Raw genomic sequence first — 19,041 nt, 5'->3', positions numbered from 1 at the left:
CTCGGGCGCTGGGGGGTTCAGTCGAGGACGATCGTGGTGAGCGCTCGCGGGGCGAGCGTCGCCGTGAGCGTCGTGCCGTGCGTGGAGACGATGTCGGCCGGGGTGATCGAGCGGGTCTCGTCGGTGACGTAGCCCTCGGGGTGCCGGTCCTTCCCGCCGCGCAGAGCGAACGCGGCGGAACTATCGGTGGTCGCGGTGTTGAGGACCTCGATCACGCGGCTGCCGTCGGTGTTGCGGAAGGCAGTGATCCGCAGGGCCGGGTCGGCGTTCGTGACCGGTACGCGGACGGCGTCGGGGCGGATGAACCGGCTGAAGGCGGCCAGCGCCCAGTACCGCTTGGACACCCGGTAGTCGTCACCGGGGTTGGCGAGCTGGATGAGCCCTCGCGTCGCGCCGAGGGACGCGCCGGTCCAGTAGACGTAGGCGTTGGCGTTTCCGGCGGTCAGGGTGTTCTGGATGTCGGCCGCCACGGTGAATCCGTCGTAGCCGCTGCCGTCGTCCCAGTTCTCGTTCCAGGTGGTGCCGTCCGGCGACCATTCCGACATCCATACGCGCTTGCCGGTCGGCTGCGGGACCGCGGTCGGACCGCTGTAGCGGTGGCCGGTGATGGTCCGCACGGCCTTGCCGGCCACGGGGTCGGCCTCGATGGCCTCGGTGTAGGCGACCTGCCGGTCCCAGCCCGCGGCGTCGCAGCAGACCAGGCCGGTGTTCATGCCGGATGCGCGGACGGTCGGCCCGAGGACCTTGAGGAAGTCGACAGCCTGCCGCGGCGTGAACCGCATCGAGGCGTAGGTCGCCGTCCAGTCGGGTTCGTTGGTGAATCCCAGGTCGGTGATCCTGATGCCTTCGCGCTGGTAGAACTTCGCGTACTGGACGAGGTAGTTCGCGTATGCCTGACGCCATTCGGGCAGCAGCTCGCCGCCGTCGTTCTCGCTGCCGTTGGTCTTCATGAAGGCCGGGGCGCTCCAGGCGTCTGCGAAGAACCGTTCGACGCCGTAGGCCTTGGCCTCTTTGGCGAGCCAGACCTGGCCGCCGTCCCAGCCGTCCCAGACGTACTTCGGTGTGGCGTCCGGCCCGCCGGGATCGGCCGGCAGGATCGTCGGCATGTGGTCGTAGACCCTGTCGGTCGACGACCCGATGCCCAGGCGCAGGATCGACAGGCCCGCGCCCTTGTCCTTGCTGAGTAGCAGGTCGAGCACCTCTCGCTGCTTGGCCGGGCCGAGGCCGCGCGCGCCGTGCAGCAGGTCGGCCCGCTGGAACGCCATCGAGAAGCCGAATCCGTCGATGGGCTGGAGTTCGGCGTGGAAGTCGATCACGGGTGGCGCGGGGTCGGCGGCGGGTCGCGCGGGGGTGGCAGCGGCCTGCGATGTCAGTGCCAACATCAGGACGGCTGTCAGTGAGGTCAGGCGTTTCACAAGCTCTCCTCGGGGGTGGAGGGCACGCGGGACGGGTCAGCCCTTGGTGGCGCCGGCGGTGAGGCCGCCGATCAGCTGGCGCTCGGCGACGGCGTAGAAGGCGAGGGCGGGGACCATGGCGAGCACGATGTACGCGAGGACGAGCGCGTAGTCGGTCGAGTACTGGCCCTGGAACTGCTGGACGCCGACGGGGATCGTCTGCCACTTCGGGTCGTTGAACACCAGCAGCGGCAGGAAGAAGTTGTTCCAGCTCGCGACGATCGCCAGCACCGAGACCGTGCCGAGCGCCGGCCGCGCCATCGGCAGCAGGATCTTCCAGAAGAAGCGGAACTTGCCGCAGCCGTCCATGACCGCCGCCTCCTCGACCTCCGCCGGGATGGTCCGGAAGAAGCCGCGCAGAATGATGATCGTCATGGGGAGCCCGAAGGCGGCCTGCGGGAGGATCACTCCGAGCGGGTTGTCGAGCAGGTCGAAGTTGCGCAGCAGCAGGAACAGCGGCAGGACGGCCACCGCGAACGGGAACATCAGACCGATCGTGAACAGCGTGTAGAACAGCTCCCTGCCGCGGAAGGCGTAGCGGGCCAGTACGAACGCCGCCATCGCGGAGGCCGCCACCGTGCAGCATGTCGTACCGATCGCGATGCCCGCGCTGTTGGCGATCTGACGCCAGAACATTCCGTCGCCGAGAATGCCGGTGTAGTTGCCGGTCTTCCAGCGCTCCGGCAGCCCAAACGGATTGGTCGTCAGCTCGCCGGTGCTCTTGAACCCGGATATCACCGCGTAGATCAGCGGCACGACGACGAACGCGGCGATCAGCAGTACCACGGCGTGCGTCGACAGGCCGCGTACCGTCTTGCGGGCGTTCATCGGCCGCCTCCCGTGGTGACGGCCCCGCTCAGGTCACGGCGGAGCACGTAACGCTGGTAGAAGAGCGAGAAAACCAGACTGATCATGAACAGCACCACGCTGATCGCACTGGCGTAGCCGACCTGGTAGCGCTTGAACCCGAACTGGAACATCGAGATCGCCATCGTCTCGGAGGAGTGGTTGGGCCCGCCCGCGGTCATGACCCAGACGAGGTCGAAGAGCTGGATGGCCCCGATGACCGAGAGGAAGACGCTGATCCGGACCGTCGGGCCGAGCAGCGGCAGCGTCACGTACCGGAACCGCTGCCAGGCGCCGGCGCCGTCGATGGAGGCGGCGTCGAGGACTTCGCGCGGGATGCTCTGCAGCCCGGCGAGGAAGAGCATCATGTGGAAGCCGAAGTACTTCCAGGTCATGACCACGAACAGGGTCGGCATGACCGTCGAGGGTTCGGCGAGCCACTTGCCCTGCAGTCCCTCCAGGCCCAGGGCGCCGGCGAGGTGGTCGGCCATGCCGTCGCCGGGAAGGAAGATCATGGTGAAGAGGACCGCCGTGACCACCTCGGACAGGATGTACGGCGCGAAGAACAGCATGCGGTAGACGGCCCGGCCGCGCAGCTTCTGGTTGAGCAGGACCGCGGTGAACAGTGCGAAGGGCAACTGCACCGTGATCGACAGGACGATCAGGTACAGGCCGCGCCCCATGTCGCCGAGGAAGACCTGATCGGCGAACAGCTTGGCGTAGTTCTCCAGGCCGACGAAGTCGTCCATCGGGCCGATTCCGCCCCACTTGAAGAAGCTGGTGCGGACGGCGACGACGATCGGGGCGAGGACGAAGACGAGGAAGAGGACCAGAGCCGGGACGAGGAACCAGGCGATCGAAGCCCAGCTGCCGAGCGCGCGCGGGAGCGACCGGGCCGGGGCGTGCGAGCGCGCGGGTACGGCCTCCTGTGTCCGCTCCTCGGCCGGGTCCTTGGCCGGGTCCTTGGCCGCGGTGGCCACGGGGCTAGGCACCCTTCGCAGCCTCGGTGATCGACTGGGTGACCTGCTCGGGCGTCTTCTTGCCCGCGATGAGGTCGGCGACACTGTCGTTGACCTCCTGTCCGACCGCCGGCGGGTAGGCCTGGTCGAGGAAGAGCTGGAACCCGGTCGCCTTGACCAGGCTGGCGGCCACCACCTTCTTGTTGGCGTCGGTGAGCCGGCGCTCCGCGCCCTTGACCACCGGCAGGTAGCCGTTGGAATCCAGCAGTTTCGACTGGTTCTCCAGAACGAGGAACTTCAGGAAGTCCAGGGCCTCCTTCGGGGCTCCCTTGCGCAGCGCGAAGCCGCCGCCGCCGCCGAACACCTCGGTGGCCCGGCCCACTCCGCCGTCGACCGTCGGGAAGGGGAAGAAGCCGAGGTCCGCTCCCAGGTCGGCGCCCGCGTCCTTCTGCACCGACGGTCCCCACTGCCCCATCAGCTCCATGGCGGCCTTGCCGTTGCCCATGGTCGCGGCCTGGCCGCCCGGGGTGGCGTAGCCGGCGCCGAGGAAGGCCGCCTGGAACGGCTGGAGGTCGACCAGATCCTTGAGGTGGGTACCGGCCTGGACGAAGCCGGCGCCGGTGAAGTCCTTGGTGGTCGCGGCCCGCTGCAGCGCGGGGAGGCCCGCGACGCGCATCGCGAGGTAGGCCCAGTAGTAGTGGCCCGGCCATTTCTCCTTGCCCGCGAGGGCGATAGGAGTGACGCCCGCCGCCTTGAGCTTCTTCACGTCTTCGAGGAGATCGGCCCATGTTTTCGGCGGCGCGGTGATACCGGCCTTGGCGAAGAGCTTCTTGTTGTACCAGAAGCCGACCATGCCGATGTCGTAGGGCACCGCGTAGGTACGGCCCTCGACCTGGTAGGCCTGCAGCGACACCGGGGTGAGGTCGGAGGACCAGTCGAACGCGTCGGTGAGGTCCTCGACCAGCCCCGCGTCGACCTGCTGCTGCAGCACGCCGCCGCCCCAGGTCTGGAAGACGTCGGGAAGCTTCCCGGAAGAGGTGGTGGCGGTCAGCTTGGACTTGAACGCCTCGTTCTCCAACGAGGTCGTCTCGATCCTGACGTTCGGGTGAGCGGCCGTGAACGCCGAGGAGATCTGCGGGAAGAGGGACTTGCCGGGTTCCGTCGTGGCGATGTTCCACCACGCGAAGGTCACCTTGCCGTCGGCCGCCGGCTTGTCGCCGGAACCGTCACCGCCGCAGGCCGCGGTCAGCGAGACGGACAGTGCGGTCAGGCCCGAGAGCGCCAGGAAGCGTCGTCGACTCGGGGGGGTGCTGGCCATGGGACCTCCGGGGTCGGTGAATGCCGATTCGAGCTCGAAAATATTTCGTAACACTCTCGAATTCCGATGCTGCCACAAACTAGGAACGCGGGGCTTGCCGGTCAAGACTTGTCACCGATTTCCTTTAAAACAGCGGTTGTTACGGCTTGACAAGCAGGTCACGCCGACCGGAAACTCTTCGAAAAGTTTGCGGTACTTGTCGCCGCCCACAGCGCGCCCGCGCAGAGGAGAGAAGTTGAGCGAACCGCGTCCGACCCTGGCCGTCATCGCCGCGGAGGCGGGGGTCTCCCAGGCCACCGTGTCCAAGGTGCTCAACGGCCGCTCCGATGTCGCGTCCTCGACACGCGAACGGATCGAGACCCTGCTGCGATCCCACAACTACCTGCAGCCCGGCCGGCAGGGCAGGGCCCGCAGGTCGGGCCTGGTCGACCTGATCATCGGGGGGCTGGACAGCGCGTGGGCGGTGGAGATACTGCGCGGCGTCGAGGCCGAATGCGCCCGGCGGAGCGTCGGCACCGTCGTGTCGCTCGTCCCACCCGGCGAGGCCACGCCGTCGAGCTGGGCCGCACTGCCGGTCCTGCACCACAGCGACGGCGTCATCCTCGTCACCGCCTCGGTCACCCAGGCGCAGCGCGCCCAGGTCGAACGGGCCGGGGTGGCGCTGGTCGTCATCGACCCGATCGACCTGCCGGGCAACGATGTGCCGAGCATCGGCGCGACCAACTGGGCGGGCGGCCTCGCCGCCACCGAGCACCTGCTGGAGATGGGGCACCGCCGGATCGCCGCGATCGGCGGGCGCAAGGAGATGCTCTGCAGCCAGGCCCGCATCGACGGGTACCGGGCCGCGCTGGAGCGGGCCGGGATCGAGGTGGACCGCGACCTGGTCCGGTTCGGCGACTTCCAGCACGAGGGCGGGTTCCGGCGCGCCCGGGAACTGCTCGCCCTCCCCGAGCCACCGACCGCCGTCTTCGCCGGCAGCGACCAGCAGGCGATGGGCGTCTACGAAGCCGCCCGGCAGGCCGGGTTGAGCATCCCCCGGGACCTCAGCGTGGTCGGCTTCGACGACCTGCCGATGTGCGACTGGCTGTCACCCCCGCTGACGACGGTGCGTCAGCCGCTGGAGGAGATGGGCCGGCTCGCCGCCCGCACACTGTTCCAGCTTCTGGAGGACCAGCCCCTGGTCAGCCCCCGGATGGAGCTCTCGACCGAGCTCAAGGTCCGGCTCTCCACCGCCCCGCCTCGTAGCTAGGAGAATCCCTTGACCGAGCCCTGGCGTGACCCCCTCCTGCCCGCGTCCGTGCGAGTCGCCGATCTGATGACACGGATGACGCTGGAGGAGAAGGCGGGCCAACTCGCCTCCTTCTGGGCGCTGCCCTCGGATCCGGGAGCGCCCGTCGCGCCGATGGAGGACGATTCCGGCGAGTCCGCGCCCGGCCTCGACGACATCGTCGCCCAGGGGCTCGGCCAGCTCACCCGGGTGTACGGAACCGCGCCGATCACCGCGGAAACCGGAATGGAACGGCTCGCCTCGCTCCAGCGGCAGGTGACCGGATCAGGCCGGTTCGGGATCCCGGCGGTCGCCCACGAGGAGTGCCTGACCGGCTTCATGACGTTCGGGGCCACGGTCTTTCCCGGACCGCTCGCCTGGGGTGCGTCCTTCGACCCCGGCCTCGTGCGGCAGATGGCCGCCGCCATCGGCACGGACATGCGGCGGGTCGGCGTCCACCAGGGACTGGCTCCGGTCCTCGACGTGGTCCGCGACTACCGGTGGGGCAGGACCGAGGAGTGCATCGGCGAGGATCCCTATCTCGTCGGAGCGATCGGCACCGCCTATGTGCAGGGCTTGCAGGGCGCCGGGATCGTGGCGACGCTCAAGCACTTCGCCGGCTACTCGGCCTCGCGCGGCGGCCGGAACATGGCCCCCGTCGCCTCGGGACCGCGCGAGTTCGCCGACGTGCTGGTCGAGCCCTTCGTACGGGCGCTGAGAGAGGGAGGCGCCCGGTCGGTGATGAACAGCTACACCGACGTGGACGGCGTCCCGGTGGCCGCCGACGAACGGCTGCTGACCGACCTCCTCAGGGGCGAGCTCGGTTTCAGCGGTGTGGTCGTCGCCGACTACTACGCCGTCTCCTTCCTGGAGACCCGGCACGGCGTCACCGGATCGCGCGGAGCGGCCGGGGCGCTGGCCCTGAGCGCCGGAATCGACGTCGAACTGCCCACGGCCCGCTGCTACGGCGAGCCGCTGACGGAACTCGTGCGGTCGGGGAACGTACCCGAGGCGCTCATCGACCGGGCCGCGGAACGGGTGCTGCTGCAGAAGGCCGAACTCGGCCTGCTCGACCCCTCCTGGGAACCCGTCAAGCCCGAGCCGGTCGAACTCGACCCGCCGGAGAACCGGGCACTGGCCAGGCTCCTGGCCGAACGGTCGACCGTACTGCTCGCCAACGACGGCACCCTGCCGCTGCGGCCGTGCCGGGTCGCGGTCAGCGGGCCGTACGCCGACGACCCGCAGTCCTTCCTCGGCTGCTACTCCTTCCCCAATCACGTCGCGCTGCCCGGCGACCTCGGTCTTGAGATCCCGACGCTCGGCGAGGCGCTCACCGCTGCCGGGTTCACGGTCACGGCGGACGACCCGGACGTGAACGTAGTGGTGCTCGGGGACCGGGCCGGCATGTTCGGCCGGGGCACCTCCGGAGAGGGCTGCGACGCCGAAACCCTCGACCTGCCCGGCGACCAGGCCGCGCTCGCCTCCGCCGTCCTGGACTCCGGGGTGCCGACCGTCCTCGTCCTCGTCTCCGGACGGCCGTACGCGCTCGGCGCGCTGGCCGAGCGCGCATCCGCCGTGGTGCAGGCCTTCTTCCCCGGCGAGGAGGGCGGGACGGCGCTCGCCCGGATCATCAGCGGCGCCGCGGAACCGTCCGGGCGGCTGCCCGTCTCCATCCCCCGCCAGGTCGGCGGGCAGCCCGGCACCTATCTGCACTCCAGGCTCGGCGGGCACACCGACTGGAGCTCGGTCGACCCGACCCCGCTGTTCCCTTTCGGACACGGGCTGAGCTGGACCAGCTTCACGTGCTCGGAGCTCTCGGTGGATCCCGTCGCCGCGACGGACGGAGCCGTCCGCGTCGCGGTCACCGTACGCAACGTCGGCGAGGTGGCCGGGACCGAGGTGGTCCAGCTGTACCTCTCGGATCCCGAGGCGTCCGTCGTCCGGCCGCAGCGGTGGCTCGCCGGATTCTGCAGAATCGAGCTGCGGCCGGGCGCGGCCGCCCGGATCACCTTCTCCGTCCATGCCGACCGGACCTCTTTCACCGGCGTCGACCTGCGCAGAAGAGTGGAACCCGGAGAGATCCGCGTGGCCGTCGGAAGGTCCAGCGGCGACCTGCCGCTCCAAGGCTCCTTCACTCTGCACGGCCCCGTACGTCACCCGGGGGCCGACCGGGTGCTGTCCGTGCCGGTCGAGATCGTCCCGGTTCCATGACCGCGTCGTTCGGTGATCCCGTGCTGCCCGGGTTCCGGCCCGACCCGTCCGTCTGCCGGGTCGGAGCGGACTACTACCTGGTGACGTCCAGCTTCGAATGGTTCCCGGGCCTTCCCGTGTTCCACAGCCGCGACCTGGTGAACTGGCGGCGTCTCGGCTCCGCGCTCGACCGGCCGTCCCAGCTCGACCTCGACGGGTGCGAGCCCTCACGCGGCCTGTTCGCACCGACGATCCGGCACCATGACGGGGTCTTCCATCTCGTCTGCACGCTGATGGACGGCCCCGGCCATTTCGTCGTCACGGCGACCGACCCGGCGGGACCATGGTCGGAGCCGCACTGGCTGGACGGCGAGGGCTTCGACCCGTCGCTGTTCTTCGACGACGGGCCGCAAGACAGCGACGGCCGGGCCTGGTTCACCGCCGCCCGCGTAGTGGACGAGGCCGCCGGCCGCACCGAGATCTGGATGCGCGAATACCTTCCCCGCGAACGACGGCTCACGGGACCCGAGCACGTCCTGTGGTCGGGAAGCCGTCCGGGCGCCCGATGGTCGGAAGCCCCACACCTCTATAAGATCGACGGCACGTATCTGCTGCTCACCGCCGAGGGTGGCACCGATGTGGACCACACCGTGGTGGCAGCGCGCGCCGACAGCGTGACCGGCCCCTACAAGGGCGCCCCCCTCAACCCGGTGCTTCCACCGGCCGAGGGCCCGGTCACCTGCACCGGGCACGCCGACCTCGTCCAGACCCCGTACGGCGACTGGCGGGCCGTCCTCCTGGGCGTCCGCCCCGGCTCCGCCCTCGGCCGTGAGACCTTCCTCAGCCGGGTCACCTGGAACGACGGCTGGCCGGTCTTCTCCCCCGTCGCCCACAACCACCTTCGCCGTCCCCTTCACGACGACTTCGCCGGCCTCTCCCCCGACTGGAGCACCCTGCGGACCCCACCCGCGCGGTTCTGGACCACCGGCGACGGGCTACGCCTCCAGCTCCGCCCAGAACGCCTCGGCGAACGCACCACTCCGTCCCTCCTGGCCCGCCCCCAGGAACAGCCCGACTGCGACGTCTCCACCGCACTGCACTTCGTCCCCGCCGCACCGGGCGAACAGGCAGGCCTCGCCGTAGTCGTCGACGACGACACCCACCTCCTCTTCCTTCGCACCACGGAAGGACTCAGCCTCCACCACGGGCCCGAGGTCCTGGCCCGTATTTCCGTCCCACCGGGCCCAGTTCGCCTGGGGGTCCGCATCCGCGGCTTCACCCACACCTTCAGCCACGCGGCACCCGACGGCGCCTGGCAGGACCTGGCCACTGTCGAAGCCACCTTCCTCAAGCCGTTGTTCACCAGCGTCCAACTCGGCCTGTACGCCACTTCCAACGGCCGCCCCTCCACCAACCTGGCCCACTTCACGAGGTTCGACATCACGTACCCAAGCCGGCGGTAACCGCCCGGACACCAGCGTCGGAGCGGGCCGTGTACGGATTGCCCGTGAAGCCACGATCCGGCTCCGACGGGGCGTCCTTTCCAGAGCGCCGGAATTCGGCGTCGCTGAAATGCTGGGCGAGAATGCTGGTTCATGGCGGGTTTTCTCCCGGGTTTCTCTCCTCGGAATCCGCCGATCGAATGTGGCGCACACTTGTTGGTGCTGACATGCCTGCCCGGCCCGGATCCCCGCCATCGCCGTCGAAAGTCTTTCGATGCCCCCTTCCGCAGCATCCAGCCGCTACTTGGCCGCCCTTGAGGGGGACATTCTCGAAAGCCTTCGAAACTATTGACATGCTTCGGCCAAGCTTCCCACACTGAATTCCGAGGCGGGGCCCCCGCCTGTCCCGGCGCCGCTTTGCCGGTTGCCTGGCACTGGATTGTTACGCCCTGGTGTGAGCGCCTTTCGTCAATGGACGCGGGCGCCCCTGACGCGGATTCATTCTGCCGCGTCCCACTTTCCGTGATGTGTGTCCTGGAGGCTCAGTCATGCGCTTAAACGCCATTCCCCCCAAGACCGTCCGCCGAAAGATCGGCGGCCTGTGTACGGCCCTGGTCGTCGGCGCCCTCGGTTCGGCCGCCGTGCTGGTGGCGCCGCCGGCCTCACACGCAGCCGAAAGCACGCTCGGCAGCGCGGCGGCCCAGAGCGGCCGCTACTTCGGGACCGCGATCACCTCCGGCCGGCTGGGCGACTCGGCGTACACGACGATCGCGAGCCGCGAGTTCAACTCGGTGACGGCCGAGAACGAAATGAAGATCGACGCCACCGAACCCCAGCAGGGCCAGTTCAACTTCACCGCGGGTGACCGCGTCTACAACTGGGCGGTGCAGAACGGCAAGCAGGTGCGCGGCCACACCCTGGCCTGGCACTCCCAGCAGCCCGGCTGGATGCAGAACCTCAGCGGCAGCGCGCTGCGCCAGGCCATGACCAACCACATCAACGGCGTGATGGGCCACTACAAGGGCAAGATCGCCCAGTGGGACGTCGTGAACGAGGCCTTCGCCGACGGCACCTCGGGAGCCCGGCGCGACTCCAACCTGCAGCGCTCCGGCAACGACTGGATCGAGGTCGCCTTCCGTACCGCGCGCGCCGCCGACCCGGCCGCCAAGCTCTGCTACAACGACTACAACGTCGAGAACTGGACGTGGGCGAAAACACAGGCCATGTACGCCATGGTCCGAGACTTCAAGCAGCGCGGCGTGCCGATCGACTGCGTCGGCTTCCAGGCGCACTTCAACAGCGACAGCCCCTACAACAGCAACTTCCGCACCACCCTGCAGAGCTTCGCCGCACTCGGCGTCGATGTGGCCGTCACCGAACTCGACATCCAGGGCGCATCGGCATCGACGTACGCCAGCGTGACCAACGACTGCCTGGCCGTCCCGCGCTGCCTCGGCATCACCGTCTGGGGTGTACGCGACAGCGACTCGTGGCGACCGGAGCACTCGCCGCTGCTGTTCAACGGCGACGGCAGCAAGAAGCCCGCCTACACCTCCGTCCTCAACGCACTCAACGCCGGCTCTCCCACGCCCACTCCGCCTCCCACGCCCGGTTCCGGGCAGATCAAGGGCGTCGGTTCAGGCCGCTGCCTGGACGTGCCCGGCGCCAGTACCACCGACGGCACCCAGGTCCAGTTGTGGGACTGCAACAACCGCACCAACCAGCAGTGGACCCACACCGCCGCGGGCGAGCTCAGGGTCTATGGCAACAAGTGCCTGGACGCCGCCGGCACCGGCAACGGCACCAAGGTGCAGATCTACAGCTGCTGGGGCGGCGACAACCAGAAGTGGCGCCTCAACTCCGACGGATCCATCGTCGGCGTGCAGTCCAACCTCTGCCTCGACGCCGCCGCCAACGGCACCGCCAACGGCACCTTGATCCAGCTCTACTCCTGCTCGAACGGCAGCAACCAGCGCTGGACCCGCGCCTGACCTGCCACAGGGCATGGCTGGAGGTCCCGGTTCGCCGCCACGGTGGCGGCGAACTGCGCGATCGGCACGAACGGCAGCCTCAGGACCGCGGATGCGCGGCCACTGCCGGCCGGGACAGTGCCGGGGCCAGCCAGCGGTCGAGGAAGGTGCGGAGGCCGGCTTCGTCCCGAGGGGGCTTGCTCGGATGCTGGAGCAGCGATGTGAGGAGTCGCATGATGATCTCGGCGAGGCCGTCGAGGTCCTCCGCACCGATGCCGGCGGTGGCCCAGTCGACAGGGAAACGCTGCAACATCTTGGCGCCGTAGGCGATGGTGTCCCGGGTGGTGGCGCCGCGGCCGAAGGTGGTGGTGTCTCCGAGTTGCAGCAGCAGGCTCAGGCGCGGCTCGGTGGGGATGGTCCGTACGCAGAAGACCACGGCTTCGACCACGGCTTCGGCCGGGTCGGTGGTCCCTTGCAGGTGAGTGATCATCCGGTCGACGAACGCCTCGGCGCCCTGGGCCGCCACCGCGGCGATGATGTCGTTGAGGCGGCCGAAGTGACGGTAGACGGTCTGGCGGGTGACGCCGATTTCGGCGGCGACGTCGGACAGTGTCGTCTTGGTGACACCGTGCCGGTCGATGCAGCGGGCGGTCGCGTCGATGATGCGCTGCCGTGCCTCCGCCTCCGATGCGGGAGGTCGGCCTCCCCAGCCGTGGTGCCCCATGGTGTCAGGATCCCACAGGCTCCCCGGCCCGTTCGGACGTGGTCGCGCGGAGCGCCGCCACGATGAGCACGGACGCTGCGACGGCGCACAGCGCGGTGTACCACAGGCTGCCGATCGGCGTGCCCTGCCCGGTGGTGCCGTCGGCCGCCGAGAAGTAGGCCGGCAACGCGAGCAGCCACAGGACGCAGTGCACGCCCAGGTAGAGCGCCGGGTAGGTCCGCACGAACAATGGCGACGCCACCGGGGCCCGATCGGTTCGCCGCGCGCGCCAGGCGTCCGCGAGCAGGCAGAGGCCGACGATCCAGACCAGGGTGAGCTCGGCGCCGAGGATCAACCGCTGGATCCCGACCTGGTCGCCGCCGCGGAAGGCGTTGCTGGGCACGCCTGCGATCGCCATAGCCAACGGTGTCAGGGCGCCGGCGGCGACGGCGCGCAGGCTGACCTGACGGCCGTTCAGCGTCCCCCGCCCGTCCCGCGCGCCAACCAGCCGGACGACGAGGTAGGTCATCCCGCCGAAGGACACCGAGGCGAACAGGAACATGCTGTTCATCGGGACCGAGGCGAGCGCCGGCTCGTTGATCATTTCGTTGTCCGGGTTCCAGGCCCACCACTTCAGCTGCGGACCGAGCTGGTCGAAGATCTCGTAGAACGCCTGGCAGACGAACGCGACCGCCAGCGAACCGGCCAAGAGCCCGCGCCGCGCGAAGACGTCGAGGGCGCGGACCACCTCGTAGGCGAGCTGCGACAGCGCCGGGTAGAACGCCACGATGTAGAGCGGCAGCCGGTCGTACATGAACTGCACGGTGAACACGTTGTGGGAGAAGATGAGACCGACGTGTTCCTCCAGGCCGAACCAGCCGGGGAAGTAGAGCGGCGGCTCGATCACCGCCAGGTAGACGACCGAGGCGAACCACAGCGAGATGTTGACCGGGTCGCCGTCGCGCCGCCATCGCCGCCACGCATGGACGAGGGCGAACACCGCGCCGCCGATGACGAGCAGTTCGAGGAACGGCATGGTGCCGTTCTCGAGACCGAACGGGCTGCGGAAGTCCACGACGGGATGGGCGTCGTGGCAGGAGAAGCCGAGCCCTTCCGCGAGGCGCTCGGCCGCTGGATCGCACGAATGGGCCATTACGTTCTCCCCGGGTCAGTCGTGCACGAGGTCGGTCTCGGCGGACGGTGATGTACCGGCCCGGCCAAGGGCGGTGCGGTCGGTGAAGTCGGTTCCGGGCGGGTCCTGTTGATCGTCGAACCCGCCGGGCACGACCGTGCGTCCGAGCCGCCGGCGCACCTCGTAACGCGCGATGCCGAACCAGAACCGCGGATCGGTGGCCATGTCCCTGAGCGACTTGTCGAGGTTGAAGACCTGGGCGAACGTCCGCTCCACGTGTGCGTCCTCGCGGCTGGTGGCGTTGATGGCGTTGAACACCGGCCAGCTGAGGCGCGCGGCCAGCCTGCGGCGCCACGGAGCGGCGACCTCGCTGCCGGCCGCGAAGTCATAGGCCTGGTCACGGGCCATGGCGAGCATCCAGGGCACGTCGAGTGACTTCTTCTGCCGGGTGAGGAACTCACGGAAGAAACCGCGGTCGAGGGCGGAGCGGCCGTGCAGCAGTTCGGCGAGGATGAGTGCGGAGCGGGCCGCCGAGCTCATTCCCTGGGCGTAGAACGGGTTGAACGCGCAGATCGAGTCTCCGATGGACACCAGTCCGAGCGGGGGCCGGTCGAGCAGGTCGTAGCGGCGCCACTTGTTGCCGGTCGCACGGGTCAGGTGCACTTCGGAGGTGGGAGTGCAGGCACGCGTCGCCTGTCCGAAGGCCGTGGCCCGCACGCGGTCGACGGCCTTCTCGAAGGTGTCGACCTCGCGCGGCATCCTGATGCCCCACGCCCCCATGCACACGATGGCGCGGTCGCCCTCGATCGGGAAGAAGTTGCTGAGGAAGTCGTGCTCCTCGGGATGGTCACCGGTGTCCTGGGTCGGAGTGATGACCAGGTGCTTCCACCACCACGACTCCGGACGCCGCCCGGCGGGCGGCAGGTCGTACCACCGCGAGGTGTAGGTGACCTTGGCGTCGAGGGTCTTCTCCGGCGGCGCCGGCCAGCCCGCCTTGATCAGCCAGTCGGCGACGGAGGACCCGCGCCCCAACGCGTCGACGACCACATCGGCGGCCAGGTGGCCCGAGTCGTCGCCCGCCCGGTACTCGACTCCCCCGACGCGCCCTCGCTCCGTGCCGCCCCCGCTGGTCCGGAGCCCGGTGACGGTCACGCCTTCGCGGATCTCGACGGCCGGAAGCTCGCGGACCTTGTCGCGCAGTACCCGCTCGATGAGCACGCGGGAGCTGTAGACCATCGTCATCGAGCCGGACCTGCGCGGGGCCCAGCCGTCGTTCTCGCAGTAGGCCGCGTCCATCGACGGCATCAGGTGCATCCCACCGGCGGCGATCAGGGCCTCCTCGAACCCGGGGAAGATCTCACCGATCGCGCGGCGCCCGGAGTTGAGGAGGAAGTGCGGGTGCTTGCTCTGCGGCACGCCGCGCCGGTGCTCCGCGTCCGGCGGGAGCTGGTCCCGCTCCAGAACGATCACCTCGTCGAAATGCCTCGCGAGCACTCCCGCGGCGCACAGCCCCGCCACGCTGCCGCCGAGCACCACGGCCTTCTTTCCCCGCATCTTTCCTCCATTCATACACATCCTGAGTGAATGTATGATCGGTGGGGACCGGGAGGCTAACAGGAACAGCTACAACGAACCACCCTTTGCGCGGCACGACATGACGGCACTTGTTCCAGGCCGCGGGGTGGGGAGTCGGCCAACTCCCGGTACAGCTAGAGATGTTGGGTTACGGCGGCACGTCGGCACCGCCCTGCGGCCCGGGTGGTTTTACGCACCCGTCCCGCGAAGCGCAGATCCGGGATCGGCTGCACGTCGTGCATACCCGTCACCCGGGAGCAGCTGCCCACCGTGCAGCGGCAGATGTGCGAGCAGGTTCTCGCCTCGACTTGCCCGCAGCCGAGAACGGCATCGCTCAGAAGCCGCCGAGGCGGCTCCGCGCCGGCGGCCGTCCATGCGTACGGAATTCCTAGGGGCTGCGAGTGCCCCGCGGCTGCACTCCCAGGACGGCGAGCGTGGCGGTGCGCAGGCTCGTTGCCGCCTCCGCCACTGTCATGCGGCCGGCCCCGACTTCGCCTCCTGCGGCGTGGCCCAGGGCCGTGATCGCGGCCACCAGCCAGGCAGAGGGCAAAGCATCGTCGAACTCGCCTGCCGCCTGCCCGCTTTCGATCAATCGTGTCAGCCGGGCCGCGACGGGTTCGTGCCGGGCCCGGTCGGCTTCGCGACTGAGGGGTGCGTTGCCGAGGTGGAGCAGCACCGGGTGCTGCTCGAACAGTCGCCAGCCGATGTCCTGCAGCCGCAGCAGCGCGTCGAGGGCAGATCGCTCGTTCGCTTCCGCCTCGTCCATCGCGGCGAGAGCCTCTTCCGTGATCCGGTCGGCCACGGCCTCCAGCAGGGCGTCGCGGGTGCCGAAGTGCGCGTAGACAGTCTGGCGCGTCACCCCGGCCGCGGCGGCGATGGCGGCCATGCCGGCATCGTGCCGCTGCGCGAGCAGCCGGACCGCGGCATCCAGCACCGCGACCCGGCTGCGTTCGGCGTCAGCACGCCGGGGCCGAACGCGTGCAGGGCCCGGCGAGCTTTCAGAAGCAGCCAACTCTTACACCCTTGTCAGACTTTCCGGTCCTACATATCTTACAGACGTGTAAGCAATCGTAGCGGGGCGCCGACCCCCGCCCGTCCGACTGGAGCCTCATGAGATTCCTGGACGCAAAACCGCCCGAGCAGTTCGTCGCCGACTTCTTCACCACCTTCACGGAGGCCGCCGTCCACGGCTCGGAGGAGGCCGCCGACTTGATGGCCCGGTACTACACCCGGGACGTCGTCCAGGTCTCCGACGGTGTACGGCTCGACTGGAACCGACTCGTGGCCCACCTCCGCCCCTTACGCAGGAACCTGACCGCGTTCCGCTTCGAGGTGCACGAGGCACTCGCCGACCGCGGCCGGATCGCGGCGCGCTTCACGATCCACGCCCGCCTGCGCAAGGGCGGACCAGTCTCCACGCGGGTGCACATGTTCGCGGAGTTCACCCCGGACGGCCTGCTGAGACGAGCCGAGCAGCTGACGCGAACAGTCGATCCCGCCCAACCCGAGCCGCAGAGGTAGCCACATGCGCGTACGAATCGTCCAGGGGCTCGCCCTGTTGTCCACTGGCATCCTCGCCGGCGCGTTCGGCTACGGAGCAGCCAACCTCGTCCCGACCTTCGAGGCCGTGCCACTCGAGATGAGGCTGTCCTTCCACGCCCAGCTGATGGAGATGAACGGCATCACCATGCAGGGCGCCATGGGGCTGTCGGCACTCAGCTCCGCGGCCCTCGCCGTCATGACCCGCGGCAGCGCACGACGGCTGGCCGCCGGGGCGGGGGTGCTCGCGCTGGCGTCCTTCCTGATCACCCGACTCGGGAACGTCCCCATCAACGGGCGGATCAAGGAGTGGGCCGCCACCTCCCCACCGCTCGACCACGCAGCGATCCTGGACCGCTGGGAAGCCTTCAACTATGCCCGCACAACTACCGCGTTCGCAGCGTTCGCTCTGCTGATACTGCTTTCCCTACGCCAACGCCATACGGGGCCCGCTCCCAGACCAGGACCCCGTGTGGCCTGATGCGCCGATTCCTCGGGCGGCCCTGTTGTCGTACAGCGACGACCTCACTACGGCAGTTCTGCGTCTTGGGCCACGGGCCGACCACACCCGGGGTAGACACTGTCTACCCGCCCTGGTAGACAGTGTCTATGAGTGAGCCGAACTCGGGGTTGCGGTCTCGGCTGGTCGACGTAGGGGTCGAGTTGGTGACGACGGAGGGCGTGCAGGCGCTCTCCCTGCGGGAGATCGCGCGACGGGTCGGCGTGTCGCACGGAGCACCGCGCCGCTACTTCCCGACGCATCTGGAACTGTTGTCGGCCATCGCACGCCGTGGGTTCGAGGAGTTGGCAGGCCGGGGGACGGCGGCGCTCGGGGACGGCACGGCGAGCGCGCGCGAACAGATCGCCACGCTGGGGCGTGTCTATCTCGACTTTGCGCTCAAGCACCGGGGCATGCACGAGTTGATGTTCCGCCATGATCTGCTGCGGAGCGACACACTGGGTTTGCGGGACGCCAGTCTGCCGATCTTCTCCCTGCTGGTGGACCTCGTGGGGCGGGCCCGGCCCGACGCCGACGCCCCCCTCGTCGCGGGCGCCCTGTTGGCGAATCTGTATGGCATCGCCCAGCTGTGGACGTGGGGCAGCCTTCAACTCACCACAGGCATGGAAGACATGGCCCCCCTGCTGAAGACCGCACTGGAAGCACATCTCGGCAGCGAGGGGCGATGACGGCGTCCACGACGGAAGCCGGCGTGGACCGAGGTGGGGCGGTGCCCGTGCCTCACCGCCGCCTCACGCTCGCCAACAGCGTGCTCGGTGCCGTGATCGTTGCCCTCGACGGGACCGTGCTGACGATCGCCCAGCCCTCACTGCGGCGCGATCTCGACGCGTCCCTCACCGAGGTCCAGTGGACCAGTACCGGGTATCTGATCGCGGTGGCGGGGCTGTTGGTGTTCGCGGGGCGAATCGGCGACCGGTTCGGGCATCGACGAGTCTTCGCCTGGGGGGTGTGGGGGTTCGGCGCGGCCTCGGCGGGGATCGGGTTCGCACCCAGCGTGGGGTGGGTGATCGGGCTGCGAGTCGCCCAGGGCGTCTTCGGCGCACTGTTGCAGCCCGCCACCCTCGGGATGTTGAGGGCTGCGTATCCGCCCGACCGGCTGGGGATGCCGATCGCGCTGCGGACCAGCGCCATCGGGATCGCGGCCGCGACAGGTCCGCTGGTCGGCGGTGTGCTCGTCGCCCAGCTGGGCTGGCGGGCGGTGTTCTTCCTCAACGTCGTACCGGCGCTGGTCATGGGTCTCCTGGCCCTGGCGGTGCGTCCGCCGGAGACGGAGCGGACGAGGCAGGGGCCCGGCCCCGAGCTCGATCTGCCCGGCGCCGCACTGCTCGCCGTCGCCCTGGCGGCTTTCGTGCACACGCTGGTCGAGGTGCCGGAGCACGGCTGGACGGCGACCGGGACGGTAAGCTTGCTGATCGCGGCCGTTTCGGCCGGTGCCCTCGTCCAGCATGAACGGCGGACCCGTGAACCGCTGTTGCCGTCGGCCTTGCTGGGTTCGGTGCACGTGAGTGCGGCGCTCGGGGCGCTGGCGGCCGCGTCGGCGGCGATGCTCGGCACACTGTTCGTGTGCAGCTTCGTTCTCCAGGACGTGATCGGCATGGACCCGCTGCGCACCAGCCTCGTCGCGCTGCCCGGCGGCGTGATGATGGTGCTCGGGGCTCCAATGTCGGCCGTACTGCTGCGCCGATGGGGTGCCCGTCCCACCGCCCTCCTGGGGACGGTGCTGCTCACCACCGGAGTGCTGGCGCTGTCCCGGCTCGGCCCCGGGTCGTCGACGGTGCTGATCGGCGGTGGGTTCTTGCTGTTGGGAGCCGGTTTCGGCGCGCTGATGGTCACCGCGACCGCCGTCGTCGTACGGCTTGCGCCGGCGGAGTCGGCCGGGGTGGCGGGTGGTCTCCAGCAGACCGCGATGAACATCGGCCCGGCGCTGGGAGTCGCGGCCGCGACCACGCTGATGCCCTTCGGCACGGGCCCCGCGCTCATGGTCCTGGCCGGCGTTGCCGCGCTCGGCGCCCCTCTTGCCGCACGCATGCCCGGACTCGCCCGCTCTCCGAGAGCTGGAACGCCATCGGTACGGAACGCTGCGGACACGAAAGACGAACGCCAACCCTGACCCCGGGCGCGGAAGA

The 19,041-nt window shown here is 69.4% G+C and carries 16 protein-coding genes; 8 read left to right on the top strand and 8 right to left on the bottom strand.

Annotated elements, in window-relative coordinates; all coding sequences use genetic code 11:
• Window positions 1–17 precede the first annotated feature (17 nt).
• From ACWGH0_RS04010 to ACWGH0_RS03995, 4 genes are all read right to left on the bottom strand, one after another.
• Window positions 18–1,382, bottom strand: coding sequence for a glycoside hydrolase family 30 protein (locus ACWGH0_RS04010; RefSeq protein ID WP_453402541.1), 1,365 nt, complete (start codon window positions 1,380–1,382; stop codon window positions 18–20).
• A 69-nt stretch (window positions 1,383–1,451) separates the two neighbouring features.
• Window positions 1,452–2,282, bottom strand: a complete 831-nt coding sequence (locus ACWGH0_RS04005; RefSeq protein WP_453402540.1) for a carbohydrate ABC transporter permease — start codon at window positions 2,280–2,282, stop codon at window positions 1,452–1,454.
• Window positions 2,279–3,292: a carbohydrate ABC transporter permease gene (locus ACWGH0_RS04000; RefSeq protein ID WP_453402539.1), complete on the bottom strand. Its 1,014-nt coding sequence runs from the start codon at window positions 3,290–3,292 to the stop codon at window positions 2,279–2,281. The genes ACWGH0_RS04005 and ACWGH0_RS04000 overlap by 4 nt, the downstream gene beginning before the upstream one ends.
• The gene (locus tag ACWGH0_RS03995; protein WP_453402538.1) at window positions 3,285–4,577 is read right to left on the bottom strand and encodes an extracellular solute-binding protein; all 1,293 of its coding nucleotides are present in this window, start codon (window positions 4,575–4,577) and stop codon (window positions 3,285–3,287) included. The genes ACWGH0_RS04000 and ACWGH0_RS03995 overlap by 8 nt, the downstream gene beginning before the upstream one ends.
• A gap of 235 nt (window positions 4,578–4,812) precedes the next feature.
• Here ACWGH0_RS03995 and ACWGH0_RS03990 point away from each other — a divergent pair, with 235 nt between their 5' ends.
• From ACWGH0_RS03990 to ACWGH0_RS03975, 4 genes are all read left to right on the top strand, one after another.
• Window positions 4,813–5,826 carry a LacI family DNA-binding transcriptional regulator gene (locus ACWGH0_RS03990; protein WP_453402537.1) on the top strand — a complete coding sequence of 338 codons (1,014 nt, stop codon included), beginning with the start codon at window positions 4,813–4,815 and terminating at the stop codon, window positions 5,824–5,826.
• A 9-nt stretch (window positions 5,827–5,835) separates the two neighbouring features.
• Complete coding sequence (locus ACWGH0_RS03985) at window positions 5,836–8,055, top strand: glycoside hydrolase family 3 N-terminal domain-containing protein (protein WP_453402536.1); 2,220 nt, start codon at window positions 5,836–5,838, stop codon at window positions 8,053–8,055.
• Window positions 8,052–9,497 carry a glycoside hydrolase family 43 protein gene (locus ACWGH0_RS03980; protein WP_453402535.1) on the top strand — a complete coding sequence of 482 codons (1,446 nt, stop codon included), beginning with the start codon at window positions 8,052–8,054 and terminating at the stop codon, window positions 9,495–9,497. Before ACWGH0_RS03985 ends, ACWGH0_RS03980 begins: the two co-directional genes overlap by 4 nt.
• A gap of 527 nt (window positions 9,498–10,024) precedes the next feature.
• A complete protein-coding gene (locus ACWGH0_RS03975; protein WP_453402534.1) occupies window positions 10,025–11,467 on the top strand; it encodes an endo-1,4-beta-xylanase in 1,443 nt (480 codons plus the stop codon).
• 79 nt (window positions 11,468–11,546) lie between these two features.
• On the opposite strand, the gene ACWGH0_RS03970 is transcribed toward ACWGH0_RS03975, so the two are convergent.
• The 4 genes from ACWGH0_RS03970 to ACWGH0_RS03955 all read right to left on the bottom strand — a co-directional run bounded on the left by ACWGH0_RS03970 (window position 11,547) and on the right by ACWGH0_RS03955 (window position 15,790).
• A complete protein-coding gene (locus ACWGH0_RS03970; protein ID WP_453402533.1) occupies window positions 11,547–12,170 on the bottom strand; it encodes a TetR/AcrR family transcriptional regulator in 624 nt (207 codons plus the stop codon).
• A gap of 4 nt (window positions 12,171–12,174) precedes the next feature.
• On the bottom strand, window positions 12,175–13,302 hold the full coding sequence (locus ACWGH0_RS03965) for a hypothetical protein (protein WP_453402532.1): 1,128 nt from the start codon (window positions 13,300–13,302) through the stop codon (window positions 12,175–12,177).
• Between the two features lie 15 nt (window positions 13,303–13,317).
• Complete coding sequence (locus ACWGH0_RS03960; RefSeq protein WP_453402531.1) at window positions 13,318–14,835, bottom strand: FAD-dependent oxidoreductase; 1,518 nt, start codon at window positions 14,833–14,835, stop codon at window positions 13,318–13,320.
• Window positions 14,836–15,244: 409 nt separating this feature from the next.
• Window positions 15,245–15,790, bottom strand: a complete 546-nt coding sequence (locus tag ACWGH0_RS03955) for a TetR/AcrR family transcriptional regulator (RefSeq protein ID WP_453402530.1) — start codon at window positions 15,788–15,790, stop codon at window positions 15,245–15,247.
• A 176-nt stretch (window positions 15,791–15,966) separates the two neighbouring features.
• Here ACWGH0_RS03955 and ACWGH0_RS03950 point away from each other — a divergent pair, with 176 nt between their 5' ends.
• The 4 genes from ACWGH0_RS03950 (at window position 15,967) to ACWGH0_RS03935 (ending at window position 19,025) form a co-directional block, all read left to right on the top strand.
• Complete coding sequence (locus tag ACWGH0_RS03950) at window positions 15,967–16,377, top strand: nuclear transport factor 2 family protein (RefSeq protein ID WP_453402529.1); 411 nt, start codon at window positions 15,967–15,969, stop codon at window positions 16,375–16,377.
• Between the two features lie 4 nt (window positions 16,378–16,381).
• Window positions 16,382–16,876 carry an anthrone oxygenase family protein gene (locus ACWGH0_RS03945; RefSeq protein ID WP_453402528.1) on the top strand — a complete coding sequence of 165 codons (495 nt, stop codon included), beginning with the start codon at window positions 16,382–16,384 and terminating at the stop codon, window positions 16,874–16,876.
• A gap of 128 nt (window positions 16,877–17,004) precedes the next feature.
• A complete protein-coding gene (locus tag ACWGH0_RS03940) occupies window positions 17,005–17,583 on the top strand; it encodes a TetR/AcrR family transcriptional regulator (RefSeq protein ID WP_453402527.1) in 579 nt (192 codons plus the stop codon).
• The gene (locus ACWGH0_RS03935; RefSeq protein ID WP_453402526.1) at window positions 17,580–19,025 is read left to right on the top strand and encodes an MFS transporter; all 1,446 of its coding nucleotides are present in this window, start codon (window positions 17,580–17,582) and stop codon (window positions 19,023–19,025) included. The genes ACWGH0_RS03940 and ACWGH0_RS03935 overlap by 4 nt, the downstream gene beginning before the upstream one ends.
• The last annotated feature ends 16 nt before the right edge of the window (window positions 19,026–19,041 follow it).

The sequence above is a fragment of the Streptomyces sp. NPDC054887 genome, assembly GCF_053610585.1.
This window is presented reverse-complemented; position numbering and strand designations above follow the sequence as displayed.